Origin of the sequence: Pseudomonas kulmbachensis, from assembly GCF_963681935.1 — a bacterium.
GTDB classification, from domain to species: Bacteria; Pseudomonadota; Gammaproteobacteria; order Pseudomonadales; family Pseudomonadaceae; genus Aquipseudomonas; species Aquipseudomonas kulmbachensis.
On the sequence record NZ_OY817088.1, the window covers coordinates 1,923,583 to 1,946,627 of the forward strand.

Annotated in this window: 2 protein-coding genes; both read left to right on the forward strand. The window is 62.1% G+C overall.

Translation table 11 applies throughout. The features are described from left to right. The first annotated feature begins 277 nt into the window (after positions 1 to 277). Positions 278 to 11,314, forward strand: coding sequence for a non-ribosomal peptide synthase/polyketide synthase (locus tag U5A05_RS08840; RefSeq protein ID WP_321836132.1), 11,037 nt, complete (start codon positions 278 to 280; stop codon positions 11,312 to 11,314). Continuing rightward, positions 11,314 to 23,025 (forward strand): non-ribosomal peptide synthetase, encoded by an 11,712-nt coding sequence (locus U5A05_RS08845; protein WP_321836133.1) that lies wholly within the window; start codon positions 11,314 to 11,316, stop codon positions 23,023 to 23,025. The genes U5A05_RS08840 and U5A05_RS08845 overlap by 1 nt, the downstream gene beginning before the upstream one ends. The last annotated feature ends 20 nt before the right edge of the window (positions 23,026 to 23,045 follow it).

The following is a 23,045-nucleotide window of genomic DNA, read 5'->3' on the forward strand; positions in this document are numbered from 1 at the left end:
AGAGCCCTTCGCTAGTGCTTGACCGGGAGCAGAGTATCTACAGAGATACTTCAAGCGTGGGAGCGAGCCTGCTCGCGAATGTTCTTTGCGAGCAGGCTCGCTCCCACTGGGGGCTTGACCTGGAACAGAGTATCTACAACTTTCGGGTGTTGGTGTGTTCGCGGTGTCCCTTGCCTGTTTCTATCAAAAGCGGCAGGTTAATTTTCCCCTGACTTCATCCGTTCCGTAGGGATAGCCGAGCCAACGCTCGATAGCCAACACGTACGGAAGAAGTCAGATGAATGCTGAGAAGTCCCTCAAACTTGCCCGCCGATTCATCGAGTTACCGCTGGAAAAACGCCGGTTATTCCTCGACGGTCTGCGGGCAGAAGGGATCGACTTTTCGCAGTTTCCGATTCCCGCCGATGTGCCCGCAACCGACCGTCAGTCGTTGTCGTATGCGCAGCGGCGCATGTGGTTTTTATGGCAACTCGCCCCCCACAGTGGTGCCTATAACCTGCCGGGCGCGGTACGCCTGACCGGCGCGCTGGATAGCGCCGCGCTGGAGCAGGCCTTTGCCCACCTGGTGCAGCGCCACGAAACCCTGCGCACGGTGTTTCGTCAAAATCCCGATGACAGCCTCGAACAGGCGCCGCTCACGGTTCCCCTCCAGGTCGAGCAGCTGGATTTCAGCCTGCTGCCCGTCATTGAGCGTGAACAGGCGGTCGCGGCCGAGGCTCAGCGCCAATCGCTGCAACCCTTTGATCTGGCCAACGGCCCGCTGTTGCGAATCAAGCTGCTCAAGCTCGCCCCACAGGAGCATGTACTGCTGCTGACCTTGCATCACATCGTGTCTGATGGCTGGTCGATGAATGTGTTGATCGACGAATTTATCCGCAGCTATGACGCTTTCGAGCGCGGCGAGTTGCCCGCGTTGGCTCAGTTGCCGATTCAATACAGCGATTACGCGTTGTGGCAACGCCGTTGGCTGCAGGCCGGTGAGCAGGCCCGGCAACTGGAATACTGGCAGTCACGGCTCGGTGACGAGCATCCGGTCATGGCCTTGCCCACGGATTATCCGCGCCCGGCGATGCCGAGTTATCGCGGCACCCGGTATGAATTTGCGGTTGCCCCGCAACTGGTCGAGCAATTGCGCGCCTTGGCGCAACAACACAATGTCACCCTGTTTATGCTGCTGTTGGGCGCGTTCAATATCCTCCTGCACCGCTACAGCGGCCAGGACGATCTGCGGGTCGGGGTGCCGATTGCCAATCGTAACCGGCGCGAGGTCGAGGGGCTGATCGGGTTTTTCGTCAATACCCAAGTGCTGCGCACACAACTCAATGCCCAGACCTCGGTGGCCGAGTTGCTGGGCGCGGTGAAAGAGACCGCGCTCGGCGCCCAGGCACATCAGGAGTTACCCTTCGAGCAACTGGTTGAGGCGCTCAAGCTTGAACGTAACCTGAGTCATAACCCGCTGTTCCAGGTGATGTACAACCACCAGCCGCAGGTCGCGGATATCGATACGGTGAATACCGCCTCCGGCCTGAAGTTGAGCCTGGTGGAGTGGGAAGGGCGTACCACCCAATTTGACTTGAGCCTGGATACTTACGAAAAAGCCGGCCAGCTGCACGCTGCCCTGACCTACGCCAATGACCTGTTTGACGGTGCGACCATCACCCGCATGGCTGGGCATTGGAGCAACCTGCTGCGGGCGCTGGTAGACAACCCTGAACGCCGGGTTGGCGAGTTGCCGATGCTCGATGCCAGCGAGTGGCAGACCCAGGTCCATGACTGGAACCGCACCCAGGTCGCTTACCCGACCCATACCTGCCTGCAGCAATTGATCGAAGCGCAGGTCGAGCGTACGCCGAATGCCATAGCCCTGGTGTTTGGCACGCAGTCCATGACCTTTGCGCAACTCAATGCTCGCGCCAACCAGCTGGCCAATCTGTTGCGCGAGCAGGGCGTGGGCCCGGACGTGCTGGTGGGTATCGCGCTGGAACGCTCGCAGGAGATGGTGGTGGGTTTGCTGGCGATCCTCAAGGCCGGTGGCGCCTACGTGCCGCTGGACCCGGAGTACCCGCAAGAGCGGCTGGCGTACATGATCGACGACAGCGCCATTGCGCTGTTGCTGACCCACAGCCGCTTGTTGGCGACGCTACCGGTGGCCGATGTGAAGGTCATCACTGTGGATCAACCTTCGGGTTGGCTGGACGACTACAGCGCCAGCAATCTCAACCTGGCCCAGGATTCGCAACACCTCGCCTACGTGATCTACACCTCGGGTTCTACCGGGCGCCCCAAAGGTGCGGGCAACACGCATGCGGCGCTGGTCAACCGCCTGTGCTGGATGCAGCAGGCTTACGCTCTGGGGGCAGACGATGCCGTGCTGCAAAAGACCCCGTTCAGTTTTGACGTGTCGGTGTGGGAGTTTTTCTGGCCGCTGCTCACCGGGGCCCGGCTGGTAGTAGCCCAGCCCGGCGAACACCGCGAACCGCTGCGCCTGATCGAGACCATTCGTCAGCAGCGCATCACTACGCTGCATTTTGTGCCGTCGATGTTGCAGGCGTTTATTCACGAAAGTGCAGTCGAGCACTGCACCAGCCTGCGCCGGATTGTCTGCAGTGGTGAAGCATTACCGGTGGACGCCCAGCAACAGGTGTTCGCCAAACTGCCCGCTACCGAGTTGTACAACCTGTATGGGCCGACCGAAGCCGCCATCGACGTGACGCACTGGACCTGCCTGGAGGAAGGTGCAGCCAGCGTGCCGATTGGTTTGCCGATTGCCAACCTGCGCACCTGTGTCCTCGACGCGAATCTGTCGCCCGTGGCGTTGGGGGTTGCCGGTGAGCTGTACCTGGGCGGTGCCGGATTGGCCCGCAGCTACCATCGACGGCCGGCCCTGACCGCCGAGCGCTTTGTGCCGTGCCCGTTCAACCAGGGCGAGCGCCTGTATCGCACCGGTGATCTGGTTCGGCAGCGGGTGGACGGGGTGATTGAGTATCTGGGGCGCCTCGACCACCAGGTCAAGTTACGTGGGTTGCGCATTGAGCTGGGGGAAATCGAAGCGCGTCTGGTCGAGCACGCGGCAGTGCGCGAAGCCGTGGTGCTGGTGCTCGATGGCAAGCAACTGGTGGCGTATGTGGTACTGCAAGATCCATTGCAGGCCGACTGGCAGGCCGCACTCAGCGCGCACCTGCAACTCGCGTTGCCGGAATACATGGTACCCGGCCTCTGGCTCAGCCTTGAGCGCTTGCCGCTGTCGGCCAACGGCAAGCTGGAGCGCAAGGCCCTACCGCGCCCGGACCTCAGTGCGCTGCAACAAGGCTATGCCGCACCGGCCTGCGAGCTGGAGCAGCGCTTGGCCGATATCTGGCAAAACGTACTGGGCGTGGCGCAGATTGGCGTGGATGACAACTTCTTCGCCCTGGGCGGTGACTCGATTATCTCGATTCAAGTTGTCAGCCGAGCTCGTCAGGCCGGGATCGCGTTCAGCCCGCGAGATCTTTTCCAGCATCAGACCATTCGCAGCCTGGCCCGGGTCGCCGAGCTGAGCCAGCAAACCAGCATCGATCAGGGGCTCGCCAGTGGCGCTGTGGCATTGGCACCCGTGCAGCAGTGGTTTTTTGCGCAGCCAATGCCTCAACGTCACCACTGGAACCAGTCGCTGCTGCTGCACCCGCGTCAGCCGCTTGAGGGCGCTGTGCTCGAGCTGGCGCTGCGCTCGTTGCTGACGCATCACGATGGTCTGCGCTTGCGCTTCGAACAGCGCGACGGTCAGTGGCAGCAGGCCTATGCCGAACTGCCGACGGACAGCCTGCTGTGGCACCGGCAGGTGACTGGTGTGCAAGAACTCAATGCGCTATGCCAACAGGCTCAGCGTAGCCTTGACCTGCAACAGGGCCCGCTGCTGCGCGCGCTGTTGGTGGACATGCCCGATCACAGTCAGCGCCTGTTGCTGGTGGTCCATCACCTGGTGGTGGACGGCGTATCGTGGCGTGTATTGCTGGAAGATCTGCAGCAGTTTTATAGGGCTCCGAGCCAGCCGCCGCAGGCCAAGACCAGTGCCTATCAGGCCTGGACTGCACGCCTGCAAGGCGAGGCTTTGGCACGGGTCGATGAGTTGGCCTGGTGGCAGGCGCAGTTGGCCGGTGCCTGCAGCGACTTGCCCTGTGACCGTCCTGATGCGGGTTTGCAAAACCGCCACGGGCGCAAGCTGGAGCTCAAACTCGATGCCGAACTTACCCGCCAGTTGTTGCAAGTGGCCCCTGCAACCTATCGCACCCAGGTCAACGATTTGTTGCTGACGGCGCTGGCACGGGTGATTGGCCGCTGGAGTGGGCAGGCCAGCAGCTTGATTCAGCTCGAAGGCCACGGTCGAGAACAGCTGTTCGATGACCTCGATCTGTCGCGCACCCTGGGCTGGTTTACCAGCCTGTTCCCGGTACAACTGACTGCGCAAGGTGACTTCGGCACCTCGATCAAATCGATCAAGGAGCAACTGCGCAGTGTTCCGAACAAGGGCGTCGGTTACGGCCTGTTGCGCTACCTGGCAGGTGATGAGGTGGGCGCACAGTTGGCGGGTCTGGCCACGCCGCGCATCACCTTCAACTACATGGGGCAGTTCGACCGTCAGTTTGACGAGCAGGCGCTGTTCGCCCCGGCTGCTGAAAGTGCCGGGTTGGCACAGGACGAAAACGCGCTGCTGGCCAACTGGCTGAGCATCGAGGGGCAGGTCTACGGCGGCGAACTGAGCCTGCAATGGAGCTACAGCCAGCAGATGTTCGATGATGCGACGGTGCAGGGGCTGGTTGACGATTACCGGCACGAGCTCAGCGCTCTGATCGAACACTGCGTGGGCTGTGAGGCGGGCGGCATGACCCCGTCGGACTTCCCTCTGGCATCGTTGACCCAGGCACAACTGGACAACCTCAAGGTGCCTGCCAGCGCCATTGAGGATATTTACCCACTGTCGCCGATGCAGCAGGGCTTGCTGGTGCACACCCTGCTGGAACCGGGCTCGGGTATCTATTTCATGCAGGACCGTTACATCATCGACAGCGAAATCGACCTGCCGCGCTTTACGGCTGCCTGGCACGCCGTAGTCCAGCGTCACGATGCACTGCGCGCTTCGTTCAGCCTCGACGAAGACGGCCAGATGCTGCAAATCATCCACCGCGATGCTGCGCCTAAAGTGCAACTTCACGACTGGACCGAACGCCCGCAGGCTGAGCACGAAGCGGCGTTGCAAGCGCTGCTGGCCGAGGACCGGGCGCAGGGTTTCGATCTGCTTAACAGCCCACCGTTCAGCTTGCGCCTGATCCGCCGCAGCGCAGGGCATTACTGGTTTATCCTCAGCAACCACCACATCCTGATCGATGCCTGGTGCCGCTCGTTGTTGCTGCAAGACTTCTTCACCCTTTACAGCGGCCAGCACAGCCTGCCGCCCGCGGCGCGTTATCGCGACTTTATCCAGTGGCTGCAAGAACAGGGTGAGAGCGCTGCGCTGAATGCCTGGACGGTTGAGCTGGAAGGTTTTGAACAACCCACGCCGTTGCCGTTCGACCGCCCTGTGCGCCGCCAGGGCGGGTTCTCCGAGATCGGCGATTGCTACGCCGACCTTGAACCGGCGCAGGGCCGTGCCTTGCGTGAACTGGCGCAGCGTTATCAGCTGACCGTCAACACCCTGACTCAGGCTGCCTGGGCGCTGGTTTTGCAGCGTTACAGCGGGCTGGATCAAGTGTTGTTCGGCGTGACGGTGGCTGGTCGCCCGATCAATCTTGCGCAAATGCAGGACACAGTGGGCCTGTTTATCAACAGCATCCCGTTGCGTGTGCGCTTGCCTCGCGCCGGGCAAAGCGTCAGCGTGCAAAGTTGGTTGCAAGACTTGTTCGAGCACAACCTGGCGCTGCGCGAACACGAGCATTTGCCGCTGCTGAAGATTCAGGCATGCAGCGGGCTGGAAAAAGGCCAGTCGATTTTCGACAGCCTGTTCGTCTACGAAAACGCCCCGGTAGAAAGCGCGGTGGTCAGCGGTGCGCAGCAGATCAGCGCCAGGTCCGACAGCGCCCGCACTCACACCAATTACCCGATGACGGTGGTGGTGTACCCCGGCGATGCGCTGGGCTTGCACTTGTCTTACGACAAACGCTTCTTCGATGAGGCTACGGTCGAGCGCTTGCTGGCGGATTTCAAGCGCCTGCTGTTGGCAATTGGCGAGCATGCCGATGGCCAGTTCGCCGACCTGCCGGTGGTCGACGCCGCCGAACGTGGGCAACTGTTGCAGGCCGGTAACCAGACCGCCCGCGACTACCCGCTGGATCAAGGGTATGTACGCCTGTTTGAGGCGCAACTGGCGGCGCACCCCGACCGCGTGGTCGCCACCTGTCTTGAGCAACGCTGGACCTATCGCGAGCTGGACACCCGGGCCAATCGTCTTGCTCAAGCGTTGATCGCAGCCGGTATCGGCGTCGACCAACCGGTTGCGCTGCTGGCCGAGCGCAGCCTGGAGCTGCTGGGCATGATGCTTTCCAGCTTCAAGGCTGGCGCGGCTTACCTGCCGCTGGACCCGCAGTTGCCGCAGCAACGTCTGCTGGATCTGCTGCAACTGGGTCGGGTTCCGGCGCTGGTGGCCAGTGCTGCCTGTGGTGAACAGGCGCAGGCTTTGCTTGCGCTGCTGGCGCCTGAACAGCGGCCCATGCTGTTGATCTGGGATGAGGTGCAAACCGCGGGCGGCTCTTGCGCCCAACCGCAGATCTACAGCGCGCCGAATAATCTGGCCTATGTGATCTTCACCTCGGGCTCGACCGGAACCCCCAAAGGGGTGATGGTCGAGCAGGCCGGAATGCTCAATAACCAATTGAGCAAGCAACCGTATCTGCACCTGACTGGCGCTGATGTTATTGCCCAAACCGCGTCCCAGAGTTTCGATATTTCGGTATGGCAGTTCCTTGCCGCGCCGCTGTTTGGCGCCCAGGTCGATATCGTGCCCAACGCCATCGCCCACGATCCGGCAGCGTTGTTGGCCCATGTGGCGGCGCGGGGCATCAGCGTTCTCGAGAGCGTGCCGTCACTGATCCAGAGCCTGCTCGACGAACCACAGGGTTCGCTCGCTGCACTGCGCTGGATGCTGCCAACCGGCGAAGCCATGCCGCCGCAACTGGCGCGGCGCTGGTTGCAGCGCTATCCGCAGATCGGTCTGGTCAACGCCTACGGCCCGGCGGAATGCTCGGACGATGTGGCACTGTTTCGGGTCGATGCGGCTTCGGTCGATGGCGCATATCTGCCGATTGGCCTGGCCACCGACAACAACCGTCTGTATGTGCTCGATGGCGGTTTGCAGCCCGTGCCAACCGGTGTGGTGGGCGAGTTGTATGTGGCGGGTACTGGCGTGGGGCGCGGCTATTTCAGCGATCCGGCGCGCAGTGCGGCGGTGTTTATGCCCAACCCTTACGCGCAACAACCGGGCGAGCGCCTGTACCGTACCGGCGACCTGGCGCGGCGCCGCGCCGACGGCCAGCTGGAGTACGTGGGCCGCATCGACCAGCAGGTAAAAGTGCGTGGTTTTCGCATTGAGCTGGGTGAAATCGAATCCCGTCTGCGCGAGCTGGATGGCGTGCGCGAAGCCGCGGTGGTGGTACAGGAAGGTCCGACCGGCAAGGCGTTGGTCGCCTTTGTGGTGGCCGACGACGAGGCGCCGCACTGGAGCCAGTTGCGCGAGCAGCTCAAGGCCGGGCTCAAGTCCCGCTTGCCCGACTATATGGTGCCGCTGCAATGGCAGGTGCTGGACAGCCTGCCGCTCAATGCCAACGGTAAGGTCGACCGCAGGGCGTTGCCCCAGGCGGGTGACTGGCAACGCGAGGTGATTGCCCCGCTGGCCGGGATCGAAACCCGGATTGCCGCCATCTGGCAGCAGGTGTTGAAACTCGATGCAGTGGGCCGCGACGACAATTTCTTCGAGCTGGGCGGGCATTCATTGCTGGTCGCGCAAGTGGTGTCCCGCGTGCGTCAGCAATTGAATATCGAACTGCCCCTGAGCAGCCTGTTTGAAACCGCCAGCCTCAGCGACTTTGCCAGCCGTTGTGCGGCGCAACCGCCAACTGTCAGCCAGCCGCCATTGCGCCCGCTGGTTGGCGGTCAAGCAGATGTGTTGTCGTATGCGCAACAGCGCCAGTGGATCCTCTGGCAGCTTGACCCGGACAGTGCGGCGTACAACATTCCCGCAGCGCTACGGCTTAAAGGTGCGCTCAATCGTGATGCACTGCTGCGCAGTTTCAATGACCTGCAGGCACGCCACGCAACCCTGCGTACTACCTTCTCCCAGGATGGCGAACAGGCCCGTGGCGTGCTGCACACCAGTTTGCCGTTGGCCTTGCGTGAGTTGATCCTCGATACCGTCAGTGAGGCGCAGATTGAAGCCCTGGTCAGCGAAGAAATGCGCCAGCCGTTCGACCTGCGCCACGGTCCGCTGCTGCGCGTGTTGCTGCTCAAGGTCGCGGCCGATGAGCATGTGCTGGTGCTGACTGTGCACCATATCGCCGCTGATGGCTGGTCGATGCAGGTGATGGTCGATGAGTTCAGTGCACTGTATGTGGCCCATGTTCAGGCGCAGGCACCGAACCTGGCGCCGTTGGTTGTGAGCTACGCCGATTACGCGGCATGGCAGCGCAACTGGCTGCAGGGAGGCGAGGGCGAACGCCAGTTGAATGCCTGGCGCGAAAAGCTCGGCACTCATCACGCGCCGCTGGAACTGGGCAGTGAGCTGACCCGCCCGGCGATTCGCAGCGAGCGCGGCGCACGTATCGAGTTGACGGTTGAACCGCAATTGGCCAGCCAATTGCGGCAGTTGGCTCAGCAGCAAAATGTGACCCTGTTCATGTTGCTGCTGACCAGTCTGCAAACGCTTTTGCATCGCTACAGTGGTCAGTCGGCAATCAGTGTTGGCGTGCCGAACGCCGGGCGGGGCCGGATCGAAACCGAAGGCCTGATCGGCTTCTTTATCAATACCCAGGTGCTGCGCGCCGAGATCGACGGTCAGCAAACCTTTGCCAGCCTGTTGCAGCAGGTCAAACAAACGGCGCTATGGGCGCAGGCGCATCAGGAACTGCCGTTCGAGCAACTGGTAGAGGCGCTGCAACCGCAGCGCAGCCTCAGCCACACGCCGCTGTTCGACGTGCTGTTCAACCATCAACGCCAGGTCGGTGACAGTGTTGAACGCACGCTGCCGGGCTTGACCGTGCAACGCATGGACTGGCAACAGCACAGCGCCCAGTTCGATCTGGCACTGGACACCGAAGAGCAGGGCGAGCAACTGCACGCCAGCCTGACCTATGCCAGCGATGTGTATGACCCTGCCACTATCGAACGTCTGGCCGGGCACTGGTTGAACCTGTTGCGCGCCGTGGTGCGTGAGCCGCAACAACGTATCGCTGGGTTGCCGATGCTTGATGAAGTCGAGCAGCAGGCGCTGATTGCGCAGTGGAACCCGCAGGTGCTGAGCCAGCCGCTGGCGCCGAATCTGCATCAATTGTTTGAGGCGCAAGTGGCCTTGCAACCTCAGGCCGTGGCGCTGCGCTGCGACGGCGATTCGCTGAGCTATGGCGCGCTTAACGCGCAGGCCAATCGCCTGGCGCACAAATTGCGCGAACTGGGAGTGGGTGCGGAAGTACGGGTGGGGATTGCCACCGAGCGATCCATGGCGCTGGTGGTCGGGGTGTTGGCGATTCTCAAGGCCGGAGGTGCTTATGTGCCGCTCGACCCGCAATACCCTGCGGAGCGCTTGAGTTACATGATCGAAGACAGCAGCATTCAACTGCTGCTGACCCAGGAACATCTGCTGGAAAACCTGCCGCCACGGGTCGGGGTACAGGCCTTGTGCATGGAGCATCTGGGGCTGGATGCCTTTAGCCCCGAAAACCTGGGCAACCTCACGCAGCCCGATAACCTGGCGTATGTGATTTACACCTCGGGCTCCACCGGTCGGCCCAAAGGCGCACTGCTCAGCCATGTCAACGTCACTCGTTTGCTGGGCGCCACGGCAGATCAATTCGGGTTTGGCCCGAGTGATGTGTGGACGCTGTTCCACTCTTATGCGTTCGATTTTTCGGTTTGGGAGCTGTTTGGTGCGCTGTGTACCGGCGGTCGTCTGGTGATCGTGCCGTATTACATCAGCCGTGAACCTGAGGTGTTTCACCGGTTGCTGTGTGATGAACACGTGACGGTGCTCAACCAGACACCTACAGCCTTCCGGCAACTGCTGCCGATTGTCTGCAGCAGCCCGCACCCGCTGGCGTTGCGTTGGGTGATCTTCGGTGGCGAGGCGCTGCAAGCGTCGAGCCTGCGTCCGTGGTACGAACGCTTCGGTGATCGGCAAACCACGTTGGTGAACATGTACGGCATCACCGAAACCACGGTGCATGTGACGTACCGCGCCATCAGCCCGACTGATCTCGATGCCAGGGTGCAAAGCCCGATTGGTCGTCCGCTCAGTGACCTCAGCTGGTACTTGCTCGACAGCCAGTTGCAACCGGTGGCTGCGGGTTGCGCGGGTGAGCTGTATATCGCCGGGGCTGGGCTGGCGCGTGGGTATCACGGCCGCGCCGGGTTGACGGCCGAACGCTTTGTGCCAAGTCCGTTTGAACCGAGCATGCGGCTGTATCGCAGTGGCGATCTGGCTCGCCAGCGGGCCGATGGCAATATCGACTATCTGGGTCGGGCCGACCAGCAAGTGAAGATTCGCGGTTTCCGTATCGAACTGGGGGAAATCGAAGCCTGCCTCAAGCAGCAAGTCGGCGTCAGCGACGCGGTGCTGAGCGTGTATCAAGAGCAACTGTGCGCCTATGTGGTGGCCGACCAGCCCCCTGCTGACCCGCTTGCCTGGCGCGAGCAATTGCGTGCTGCGCTCAAGGGCGAGCTGCCGGATTACATGGTGCCCACACATTGGTTGCTGCTCGATGCGCTGCCACTGACCGGCAACGGCAAGCTTGATCGCAACGCCTTGCCGCTGCCCGACGCCGAACACTGGCAACGGCCTTACACCTCCCCCGTGGGTGAACTGGAAACGCAACTGGCGGCTATCTGGGCCAGCGTGCTGGAAGTCGAGCGGGTGGGGCGTCACGACAACTTCTTTGAATTGGGGGGGCATTCGCTGCTCGCGGCCCAGGCCAGCGCCAGGGTCGAACTGCAACTGGGCATCGAGTTGGCGCTACGGGCGCTGTTCGAAGCCGCTGACCTTCAAGCCTATGCCGCTCTGGCACAGGCGCAAACGCCTGCGGATAACGATGTTCGTCTGAGCGCACTTGAGTCGCTGCTCGACGAGATGGAGATCAACTGATGGAAAACTCTACCGCCTGGCGCATTGCCAACCGTTTCGCCAGCCTCGCGCCGCAGCAGCGTCGCGACTTTCTGCAAAAAATGCAGGAGCAGGGCGTCAGCTTCGGCCAGTTGCCGATACCGCTGACGGCACCTGCCGCTGAACCGTGCGAGCTGTCTTATGCCCAGCAACGTCAGTGGTTCCTGTGGCAACTTGACCCCGAAGGTGCGGCCTATCACATCCCGGCGGCCCTGCGTTTGCGCGGCGCGCTGAATGTGCCTGCGTTGCAGCACAGCTTCGATGCGTTGCTGGAACGCCATCACAGCCTGCGCAGTGTGTTTATTGAAACCGATGGTCGGGTTCTCCAGCAGTTGCAAACCCCTACCGACCTTTCACTGACTTTGACCCAGCATGATCTGCGTGATCAGCCCCAGGCCGAACGCCTGAACATGGCCATGCAACTGCTGGAGCTGGATATAGCCCGGCCGTTTGATCTGCAACACGGCCCGTTGTTGCGAGTCAGCCTGTTGCAACTGGACGCCGACGATCATGTGCTGGTGCTGACCTTGCACCATATTGTTGCTGATGGCTGGTCGATGGGGGTACTGGTCGACGAGTTCTCCCAGCTGTACGCGGCCCATGTCCAGGGCAAGCCCCTTGAGCTACCCGCCCTGGCGATCCAGTACAGTGATTACGCGTTGTGGCAGCGCCGCTGGATGGAAGCCGGTGAGCTGGAGCGCCAGTTGGACTGGTGGCGCGGGCAATTGGGCAGCGAGCAGCCTGTGCTGGAGTTGCCCGGCGACCGTTCGCGCCCGGCGCAGCCCACGCAGCAGGGGGCGCGGCTGGACTTTGCACTGCCACCGGCGCTGGCCAAAGGCTTGATGAGCCTGGCCCGCCAGCGTGGCGTGACCCCGTTCATGCTGTTGCTGGCCAGCTTTCAGGTGTTGCTGCACCGCTACAGCGGTCAGACAGACCTGCGCATCGGCGTGCCGGTGGCCAATCGCAGCCGTGCAGAAACCTGTGGTCTGATCGGCTTTTTCGTCAACACCCAGGTGCTGCGCGCCGAGCTTGACGGGCGCTTGCCGTTTGCCCGGCTGCTGGAGCAAACCCGTGACCGTGCGCTGGATGCCCAAGGCTATCAGGACCTGCCGTTCGAACGTCTGGTGCAAGCGCTGCAAGGTGAGCGCAGCCTGAGCCACAGCCCGCTGTTCCAGGTCATGTTCAACCATCAGCAAAGTCGCCCCGGCGCACTCGGCGGGATGCTTGCCGGGCTTGAGGTTCAAAGCCTGGCGTGGCCGGGGCGCACGGCGCAGTTTGACCTGCAACTGGATACTCACGAAGAAGGCGAGCGGCTGCTGGCCAGCCTGACTTATGCCACCGATTTGTTTGATACCGAGCGCATCGAGTGCCTGGCCGGGCACTGGCGCAACCTGCTGGGAAGTATCGTGGCCGATCCCGAATGCGCGATTGGCGAACTGGCGATGCTGTCGGCGGCTGAAGTCGAGGCCACCTTGCTCGGCCTGAATGCCACGCAGCAGGTCTATCCCGGCCCCGAGTGCGTGCACCAGCATATCGAGGCGCAGGCTGGCGCGACCCCGGATGGTTGCGCGCTGGTGTTTGGCCAGCAGCGTCTGAGTTATGGCGAGCTAAATCAGCGAGCCAATCGTCTGGCGCACCATTTGCGTGAATTGGGCGTCGGCCCGGAAGTCCGGGTCGGGGTTGCCTGCGAGCGCTCACTGGAACTGGTAATCGGCCTGCTGGCGATCCTCAAGGCGGGTGGTGCCTATGTGCCGCTGGACCCGCAATACCCGGCCGAGCGACTGGCCTATATGTTCGAGGACAGCGGCATCAGCCTGTTGCTGACCCAGACACCGGTGTTGGCCAACCTGGCGCTACCGGTGGGGCTGGCCAGTCTGTGCCTTGAAAGCACGGCGCATTGGCTGGCCGAGTACAGCGCCGCGAACCTGGCAAATGTGGCCAGCGCACAAAACCTGGCCTATGTGATTTACACCTCGGGCTCCACCGGTCGCCCGAAAGGCGCGGGCAATAGCCATGGCGCCTTGTATAACCGTCTGGCCTGGATGCAACAGGCCTATGAACTGAACACCGCGGATCGGGTGTTGCAGAAAACCCCGTTCAGCTTTGACGTGTCGGTGTGGGAGTTTTTCTGGCCGCTGATGCACGGCGCAACCCTGGTGGTGGCTGCTCCCGGCGCTCATCGCGACCCGCAGCAACTGGCGGCATTGATCGTCGAGCAGGCGATCACCACTCTGCATTTTGTTCCGTCGATGTTGCAAGCCTTTATCAGCGCTGACGAAGCGGCGCAGTGCAGCTCGTTGCGGCGCATTGTGTGCAGCGGTGAAGCGTTGCCGATGGCGTTGCAGCGCCAGACTCTTGAGCGCCTGCCGCATGCGCAGTTGTACAACCTGTACGGGCCGACCGAAGCCGCCATCGACGTAACTCACTGGACTTGCGTCGAGGAGGGCCGCGACAGCGTGCCGATCGGACGGCCAATCGCCAACCTGCGCACCTATATTCTGAGTGCCGAGCTGCAGCCATTGCCGAACGGTGCGATTGGCGAGTTGTACCTGGCGGGCGCCGGGCTGGCGCGGGGTTATCATGCCCGCCCGGCTCTGACTGCCGAGCGCTTTGTGGTCGACCCGTTGGGCAGTGGCGAACGCTTGTATCGCACGGGCGATCTGGCGCGCTATCGCGTTGACGGCGCTATTGAGTACTGCGGTCGCATCGACCACCAGGTGAAAATTCGCGGGCTGCGTATCGAACTGGGCGAAATCGAAGCGCGCCTGCAAGAGCATCCCCAGGTGCAAGAGGCCGTGGTGCTGGCGTTGGACAACCAACTGGTGGCGTATCTGGTGCCGGTTGTTGCCCCGCAAGATCCGGCCAGCTGGCGCGAAGAACTGAAAGCGCATTTGCTGGTGAGCTTGCCGGATTACATGGTGCCCACGCACCTGATGCTGATCGATTGCATGCCGCTGAGCCCCAACGGCAAGCTGGAACGCAAATTGTTGCCGTCGCCGCTGATTAATGTCAGCCAGCGTATTTTTGAAGCGCCGCGCAGTGCCAATGAACGGCAGTTGGCGGCAATCTGGCAAGACGTGCTGGGCCTGGAGCAGGTCGGGCGTCAGGACAATTTCTTTGAGCTGGGTGGCGACTCGATCATCTCCATTCAAGTGGTCAGCCGCGCTCGCCGCGCGGGTCTGGGTTTGCAGCCACGTGATCTGTTTCAGCAACCGACCCTGCATGCGCTGGCCGCGGTGGTTAGCCAGCAAGTCGCGGCGCCAATCGCCCAGGGCCCGGTGTTGGGCGCACAAGTGTTGACCCCGGTGCAACAGTGGTTCTTTGCCCAGCAGACGGTGCAAAACCAGCACTGGAACCAGTCGGTTTTGCTTGCCGTGCGTGAGCCGCTCGACTTGCTGCGCCTGCAAACTGCGCTGCAACAGGTGCTGGCCCAGCATGACGCGCTGCGTTTGCAGTTCCGTCAGCAGGACGGGCAGTGGGCCGCGCACTACCGGCCATTGGACGGTGTGGCCGCCACCGATTTGCTGTGGACCGCACAAGTGCAAAGTGACGAGGCCCTGCAAGGTCTGTGCGACGAAGCTCAGCGCAGCCTGTCGCTGCACGATGGCCCATTGCTGCGCGCGGTGCTGATTGATCATGACGACGGCAACCAGCGTTTGCTGCTGGTGATCCACCACTTGGTGGTCGATGGCGTGTCCTGGCGGGTGCTGCTTGAAGACCTGCAAGCGGCTTATGCCTCTCAGGCGCTGGGGGAAAAAACCAGCTCGCTGCAGGATTGGGCGTTGCAGTTGAATGCTTATGCGCAAAGCGAGGATCTGGCGGCGCAATTGCTGTGGTGGCAGCAACAGTTGCAGGGTGTCAGCGGCGAGTTGCCGGATGCGCGTGCCAACGCCAGTCAGGCAGTGCGGCATCGGCAGGTGGTCAGCCTGGGGCTGGATCGCGAACAAACCCGCCAATTGCTGCAACAGGCGCCAGCGGCCTATCGCACCCAGGTCAATGATTTGCTGCTGACCGCCCTGGCCCGTGCATTGTGCGACTGGACCGGCGAACCGACGGCGTTGATCCAGCTCGAAGGTCACGGGCGTGAGGACTTGTTCGAGAACATTGACCTGACCCGTACCCTGGGCTGGTTTACCAGCCTGTTCCCGGTGAAGTTGACCCCGGCAGCCGGACTTGGCGAGTCCATCAAGGCAATCAAGCAGCAACTGCGTGAAGTACCGGGCAAGGGCCTGGGGTTTGGATTGCTGCGCTATCAGGGGGATGCGCAGGCACAAGCCAGCCTTGCGGCTTTGCCAGCAGCGCGGGTGACGTTCAACTACCTGGGCCAGTTCGACCAGAGCTTCAGCGAGGACGCGCTGTTTGTGCCGGCCCAAGAGGCCAGCGGCGCCGCGCAAAGCCCCGATTCGCCGCTGGCCAACTGGCTCTCGGTGGACGGCCAGGTGTTTGGCGGCGAATTGAAACTGGACCTGAGCTTCAGTCAGGAGTGCTTCGACAAACATCAGATTGAGGGCCTGGCCGCGGGCATTCAGATGCATTTGCAGGCGCTGGTAGAGCATTGCCTGAACCCGCAGCACAGCGGCGTGACCCCCGCGGACTTTGCGCTGGCGAATTTGACCCAGGCGCAACTGGACCAACTGCCGGTCACGCCACGGCAGATTGAAGACCTGTATCCACTGTCGCCGATGCAGAGCGGTTTGCTGTTTCACAGCCTGTACGAGCCGCAGGCTGGGGCTTACGTCAATCAACTCAGCGTGGAGGCCAAAGGTCTGGACGCGGCGCGCTTGGCCCAAGCCTGGCAAGCGACGCTGGATGCGCATCCGATTTTGCGCAGCGGGTTTCACTGGCCTCAGGGCGCAACCGCCCCGGTGCAACTGGTACAGCGTTCGCTGCAATTACCGCTGACCGTGCTCGACTGGCGCGGGCGTGCCGATCAGGCTAGCGAATTGCAATTGTTGGCCCGCAGCGAGCGTTTGCAGTTCGATCCGGCGCAGCCGCCGCTATTGCGTCTGGCGCTGGTGCGCCTTGACGAACAACGTCAGCAGTTGATCTACACCCACCACCACTTGTTGCTCGATGGCTGGAGCAATGCGTTGCTGCTCGGCGAGGTGTTGCAGCGCTACGCCGGGATAGAAGTAGCTCCCGCGCAGGGCCGCTTTGGTGACTATATCGGCTGGCTGCAAGCCCAGGATCCGGTGGCCGACGAAGCCTTCTGGCGCGCGCAACTGGCGCCACTGCAGAGCCCGACCCTGTTGGCGCAGAGCCTGCCCCATACGCCTTCAAACGGTGTCGACTACGCCGACCATCACCAACTGTTCGATACACAACTGAGCGCCGACTTTGCGGCGTTTGCCCGCCAGCACAACATCACCCTCAACACGCTGGTGCAAGGCGCCTGGGCCGTGCTGTTGCAGCGCTATAGCGGCCAGCAGAGCGTGGCATTTGGCGCCACTGTGGCGGGGCGGCCGGTGGATTTACCGGGGGCGGAGCACCAGCTCGGGCTGTTTATCAACACGTTGGCGGTGATCACTCAACCGCAAGCGGCCGAGAGCGTGGCGCACTGGTTGAGCCGCTTGCAGGCACACAACCTGGAACTGCGTGAGCATGAATTTACCGCGCTCAGTGATGTGCAGCGCTGGGCGGGACGCGCCGGTGAGCCGCTGTTCGACAGTTTGCTGGTATTTGAAAACTTCCCCATTGGCGAGGCCTTGCAGCAGGGTGCGCCACAGGGGTTGAGCTTTTCGTTGCCGGACAACCATGAGCGCACCAACTACCCGCTGACCCTGGCCGCGGTCAGTGAAGGCCAGTTGCGCCTGACCTGGAGCTTTTTACTCAGTCACTTTACGCCGTCAGTGATTGCCCGCATGAGTGAGCACCTGGCCTGCCTGCTGCGGGGCATGATTGCCGCGCCGCAAGCCAGTCTTGGCGAGTTGCAGTTGTTGAGCGCTGCCGAACAACACCAGCAATTGCAGGACTGGAACCGCCAGCCGGGAGCCGCGAGCGAGCTGTGCGTGCATCAGTTGATCGAAGCGCAGGCGGCTATTCGCCCTGAGGCAACGGCGTTGATCTTTGACCGGACTACGTTCACCTACGCCGACCTCAATCAGCGCGCCAACCGTTTGGCCCATCGCCTGCGTGAGTTGGGAGTGGGCCCGGAAGTGAGGGTGGGGCTGGCGTTGGAACGCTCGCCACAGATGATTATCGGCTTGCTGGCAATTCTTAAGGCCGGTGGCGCCTATGTACCGCTGGACCCGGCTTACCCGGCCGAGCGCCTGAGCTATTTGATGCAGGACAGCGGTATTGCGTTGTTACTCAGCCAGTCCTGGTTGCGCAAGGGACTGCCGCATATCGACGGTTTGCCGGTGCTGGAGCTGGACCGCGAAGACATCGCTTGGCTGCCTGCGAGCAATCCGCCCAACCTCACGCAACCACAGAACCTGGCCTATCTGATCTACACCTCGGGCTCCACTGGCCGCCCCAAAGGCGTGAGCGTGGCCCACGGTCCGCTGGCCATGCATTGCCTGTCAATTGGCGAGTTGTATGGCATGACCCCGGATGACCGCGAGCTGCAATTTGCCTCCATCAGTTTCGACGGTGCCCACGAGCGCTGGCTGACCCCGCTGGTCTTCGGCTCGGCGTTGATGCCGCGCGATGACGAAGTATGGAGCGCCCAGCGCACCTGCGAAGAAATCGAGCGCCACGGCATCACAATTGCCTGTTTTACCCCAAGTTACTTGCTGCAAATGGCCGATTACATGGGCGAAGCCGGGCGCAAGCTGCCGATTCGTTCTTACACCGTGGGCGGTGAAGGCATGCCCAAGCACGCGTTTGATGAGGTGCAGCGAGTGCTGCAACCACCGCGCATTATCAACGGCTACGGCCCGACCGAAACCGTGATTACGCCGCTGATTTGGTGCGCCTACCCGGACACCCGATTCGAGTCGGCGTTCTTGCCCATAGGTCGCCCGGTGGGCGAGCGCAGTGCCTATGTGCTGGACGCCAGCTTGCAGCCGCTGCCGGTAGGGGTGGCCGGTGAGTTGTATCTGGGTGGCGAAGGTGTCGCCCGTGGCTACCATCAGCGCCCGGCCCTGACCGCCGAACGCTTTGTGCCCGATCCATTTGTGGCGGGCGCGAGGCTGTATCGCAGTGGCGACCTGGCACGGTTGCGTGACGACGGTGTGGTCGAGTATCTGGGGCGTATCGATCAGCAGGTGAAAATTCGCGGGTTCCGCATCGAACTGGGCGAAATCGAGGCCTGCCTGTTGGAGCACGATGGCGTGCGCGAGGCCTTTGTAGTCGATCGCGATGGCCCGGTGAGTCGTCAGTTGGTCGGTTATATCGTGGCCCGTGATCCGCTGGCCGACGAGGTCGGGTTGCGTGAACATTTGATTGCTCATCTGCGCAGCCGCTTGCCGGCGCATATGCTGCCCGCGCACCTGATGTGCCTGGCGGCCTTGCCGTTGACCCCCAACGGCAAGCTTGATCGTCAGGCCCTGCCTGCCCCTGAGGCCAGTCGCCAGGTGCTTGACCGAGTGCTGCCGGAAACGGCGGCCGAAGTACTGTTGGCCGATATCTGGCAAGACTTGCTGGGGTTGGAGGCAATCAGCGTCACGGAAAATTTTTTTGAACTGGGCGGCGATTCGATTATTTCGTTGCAGGCGGTGAGCCGTGCCGGGGCGCAAGGGTTGGTCTTTACTCCCAAGCAACTGTTCGAAGCACAAACCATCCGAGCCTTGGCGGCGGTTGCGATCAATACCGGGCCGCAAGCGCTGCAGCGCATCGAGACCTTGCCCTTTGCCCTGGTGCCCCATGCCGTGGCGGTGGACCGCAGTGCGCTGGATGATCTGTATCCGCTGTCGCCGATGCAGCAGGGCATGTTGTTCCACTGTATTGAATCGCCAGAGCTGAACCTTTACGTCAACCAGCTCAGCGTGGCGGTAGAGGGGTTGCAGGTGCAGCGGTTTTGCAGCGCCTGGCAAACCCTGCTGGAACGTCACGAAGTGCTGCGCACCGCCTTTATGTGGCGCGACGGCCTGGCTGACCCGTTGCAGGCGGTGTATCAGCACGCCGAGTTGCCGATTGTCGAACTGGACTGGCGTGAGCATGCGGCCCCTGAGTCGGCATTGCTGGCGTTGGCGGCTGATGATCAGGCCCGGGGTTTTGACCTCAGCTGCCCGCCGTTGATGCGCTTTACCCTGGTGCGTCTGGACGACAACCGGTTCCAGATGATCTGGACCTACCATCATTTGTTGCTGGACGGTTGGAGCGCTTCGCGCCTGCTCGGCGAAATGCTGCGCTTGTACGCCAAACAAACACTGCCGTGCATGAGCGGGCGTTATGCCGACTACATCAGTTGGCTGGCGCGCCAGGACGTGACGGCAGCCGAAGGCTTCTGGCGTGAGCGTCTGGACGTATTGCAAGCGCCGACAATCCTGGCCAATGCGGCCAATACCGATGGCAGCGGGCATGGTGTGCTCTACAGCTATCTGGATAGTGCTGCGAGCCGTCGATTGCATGCATTTGCCAGCAGCCAGAGAGTGACGCTGAACACGGTGGTGCAAGCAGCCTGGCTGTTGCTGCTGCAACGTCACACCGGGCAACGCAGCGTGGCCTTTGGTGCCACGGTTGCCGGGCGGCCGACGCAACTGGCCGGGGCGCAAGACATGCTCGGGCTGTTTATCAATACCCTGCCGGTAATTCAGACCCTCGATCCGCAACAGGCGCTGGGCGACTGGCTGCGCCAGTTACAGGACTACAACCTGGCGATCCGCGATTTTGAACATACGCCGCTGGCGGATATTCAGCGCTGGGCCGGGCAGGGCGGGCAAGGGTTGTTCGACAGCATTATCGTGTTTGAAAACCACCCGGTGGACCGTGCCTTGCGCGGCGAGCAGGACGGCGAGCTGAAGTTTGCCGAGGTGGGCAGCGGTGGGGTGACTAACTTCCCGATGGACTTGATGATCAGCGCCACCGACCAGGGGCTTGAGGTGGAATACCTGTACCTGCGCGAGCGTTTCGATGCTGTAACGGTAGAGCGCATTCGCAGCCAGTTTGAAGGCTTGCTGGCGCGCTTGCCGCTGGATGGCAATTGCCTGATCGGTGAGATCGGCCTGCCCCATGGACGGATCGAAATGGCGCAGGTCCCGGCGCCAGTGCGGGATCTGGTGCAGGGCTTTATGGCACAGGTTGCAGTGCAGCCGCAGGCGTTGGCCTTGATCTGCGATGGCCGCGAGTTGAGCTATGCCGAACTTGACCGTCAGGCCGATGCGCTGGCGCTGCACTTGCAGGCGCGGGGGATTGGGCCGGAGCAATTGGTAGCCGTCGCACTGCCGCGTTCGGAGCAAACCATTGTGGCGTTTTTGGCGGTGCTCAAGGCAGGGGCAGCCTACTTGCCGCTGGACCTGGATTACCCGGCCGAGCGCCTCGGGTTTATGTTGGCAGACTCGGGAGCGAGCCTGTTGCTGTGCCACAGCGATGTCGATCAACGCGTGGCGTTTAACGGCGTCACGCCACGGCTGTTGCTCGATCAGTTGCCGGTACGGGATGGCACGCCGCGTGCGGTGCGGTCGTTGCCCGGGCATCTGGCGTATCTGATTTACACCTCGGGTTCTACTGGCCAGCCCAAGGGCGTGGCGGTGGCCCGCGAGCCGATTGCGCGGCATTGCCAAGGGATTATCGACCTCTATGAGTTGAGCCCGGCCAGTCGCGAACTGCACTTTATGTCGTTCGCCTTTGACGGTGCCCAGGAGCGCTGGCTTGGCGTGCTGCTGGCAGGCGGTAGCCTGGTGATTCGCGACGACAATCTGTGGACCCCGGAGCAGACCCTGCAGGTATTGCATCAGCAGCGGGTGACCGTGGCGTGCTTCCCGCCAGCCTATCTGCAACAACTGGCTGAAGTGGCCCTGGCGCAGGGCAATCCACCGGCGGTGCACACTTATTGCTTTGGTGGCGATGCAGTACCGCACGCCAGTTTTGAGCTGGTCAAACGTGCCCTGCAACCCCAGCGGCTGGTCAATGGTTATGGCCCGACCGAGACCGTGGTTACGCCTTTGCTGTGGCGGGCCGAAGCGAGCGAGTGTTGTGACGCCGCTTACGCCCCGATTGGCCGCAGTGTGGCCGGGCGGGGCGTGTATGTACTCGATGCGGACATGAATCCGTTGCCGGTGGGGGTCAGTGGTGAGTTGTACTTGGGCGGCGAATGTCTGGCCCGTGGCTACCATCGCCAGCCGGGGTTGAGCGCCGAGCGCTTTGTACCAGATCCGTTCGTCGCCAGTGGCGGACGCATGTACCGCACTGGCGACCTGGTACGCCAGCGTGAATGCGGGCTGATCGACTATCTGGGCCGTCTGGACCAACAAGTAAAAATTCGTGGCTTCCGTATCGAACCGGGGGAAATCGAAGCGCGTTTGCGTCAGTGCGACGGTGTGCAGGATGCGGCGGTCAAGGTCATCGAGGGCGCGAGCGGCAAACAGTTGGTGGGCTATGTGGTGGCGGCGCGCGGCACGATTTCGGAGCGCCAACTGAAAGCGCAATTACAGGCACAACTGCCGGACTACATGGTGCCCAGCCATATCGTGCTACTGGAGCGTTTTGCGCTATCGGCCAATGGCAAATTGGATCGCCGTGCATTACCCGAGCCGCAATTGCTTCAGGGCCACTATCGAGCACCGCGTAATGCGCTGGAACAGGCGTTGGCCGGGATCTGGCAGGAGGTGCTGGGGCTGGAGCAGGTGGGCATCGACGATAACTTCTTTGAGCTGGGTGGTGATTCGCTACAGGTGCTTAAGGTCATCTCGCGAGTGCGCAATCAGCCAGAGTTGGGTTTGAGCCTCAAGCTGCGCGACCTGATGCAAAAGCCGTGTATTGCCGAACTCAGCGGCTTTGAACCTGTGGTTACAGGCCAAGCACCTGATCCGTTGCTGGCACTTAACAGTCGAGTCGAAGCAGTGCCGCCGTTGTTCTGCCTGCATGCAGGTTTTGGCACGGTGTTCGACTACGAACCGCTGGCGCGTAAATTGGACGGGCGGCGCAGCGTCTATGGAGTGCAATGCCGCATGTTGCTGGACCCCGAATGGCAGGATGGGTCGTTGCAGAGCATGGCGCAGGCCTATGCCGAGCGCATCCGCCAGCAGCAGGCGCACGGCCCCTATCACTTGCTGGGCTGGTCACTAGGCGGGGCGTTGACGGTGCTGGTGGCCCAGGCCCTCGAGGCTCAAGGTCAGCAAGTGGCATTTGCCGGGCTGGTAGACAGCTATGTAGCGGGCACTGCTGAAGCCAGTGACGGGCGTGAAGACTTGCAGGACTTTTTGCGCTTTGTGCTGGGCGTGCCGCAAGCCGAGGCGCAGCTGTTGACGGCGACTGGCGCCGGTGCCGAGCAGGTGATCGAGGCGGCCATGGCTGAGCCGCGCAGCAATCTGGGTGAGCATGGATTACTGGGCGCGGCGGAGTTGAGTCACATCTTTGCCGTGGGTACACGTCTCAAACAATTGGCCCTGGACCAGCGCTCACTGCCTCGGACTCGGGTAGCGGCACATCACTGGTGGGTGGTCGGGCGTGAAGACGAGCGTCGGGTACATGCGGCGCAAATGGGTCCCGGGGCGGGGCATGAGGTGTTGAGCGGTGGCCATTATGAGCTGCTGCGTCACGCCACCTTGCTCAAGCAACTGGATGAATTGTTGGAGCCTGAACTGGCTTGATCTTTGTTGAGCAAGAAGGA

Coding starts and splice junctions, on each gene's coding strand:
- U5A05_RS08840 (WP_321836132.1), top strand. CDS start 278: ATGAATGCTGAGAAGTCCCTCAAACTTGCCCGCCGATTCATCGAGTTA.
- U5A05_RS08845 (WP_321836133.1), top strand. CDS start 11,314: ATGGAAAACTCTACCGCCTGGCGCATTGCCAACCGTTTCGCCAGCCTC.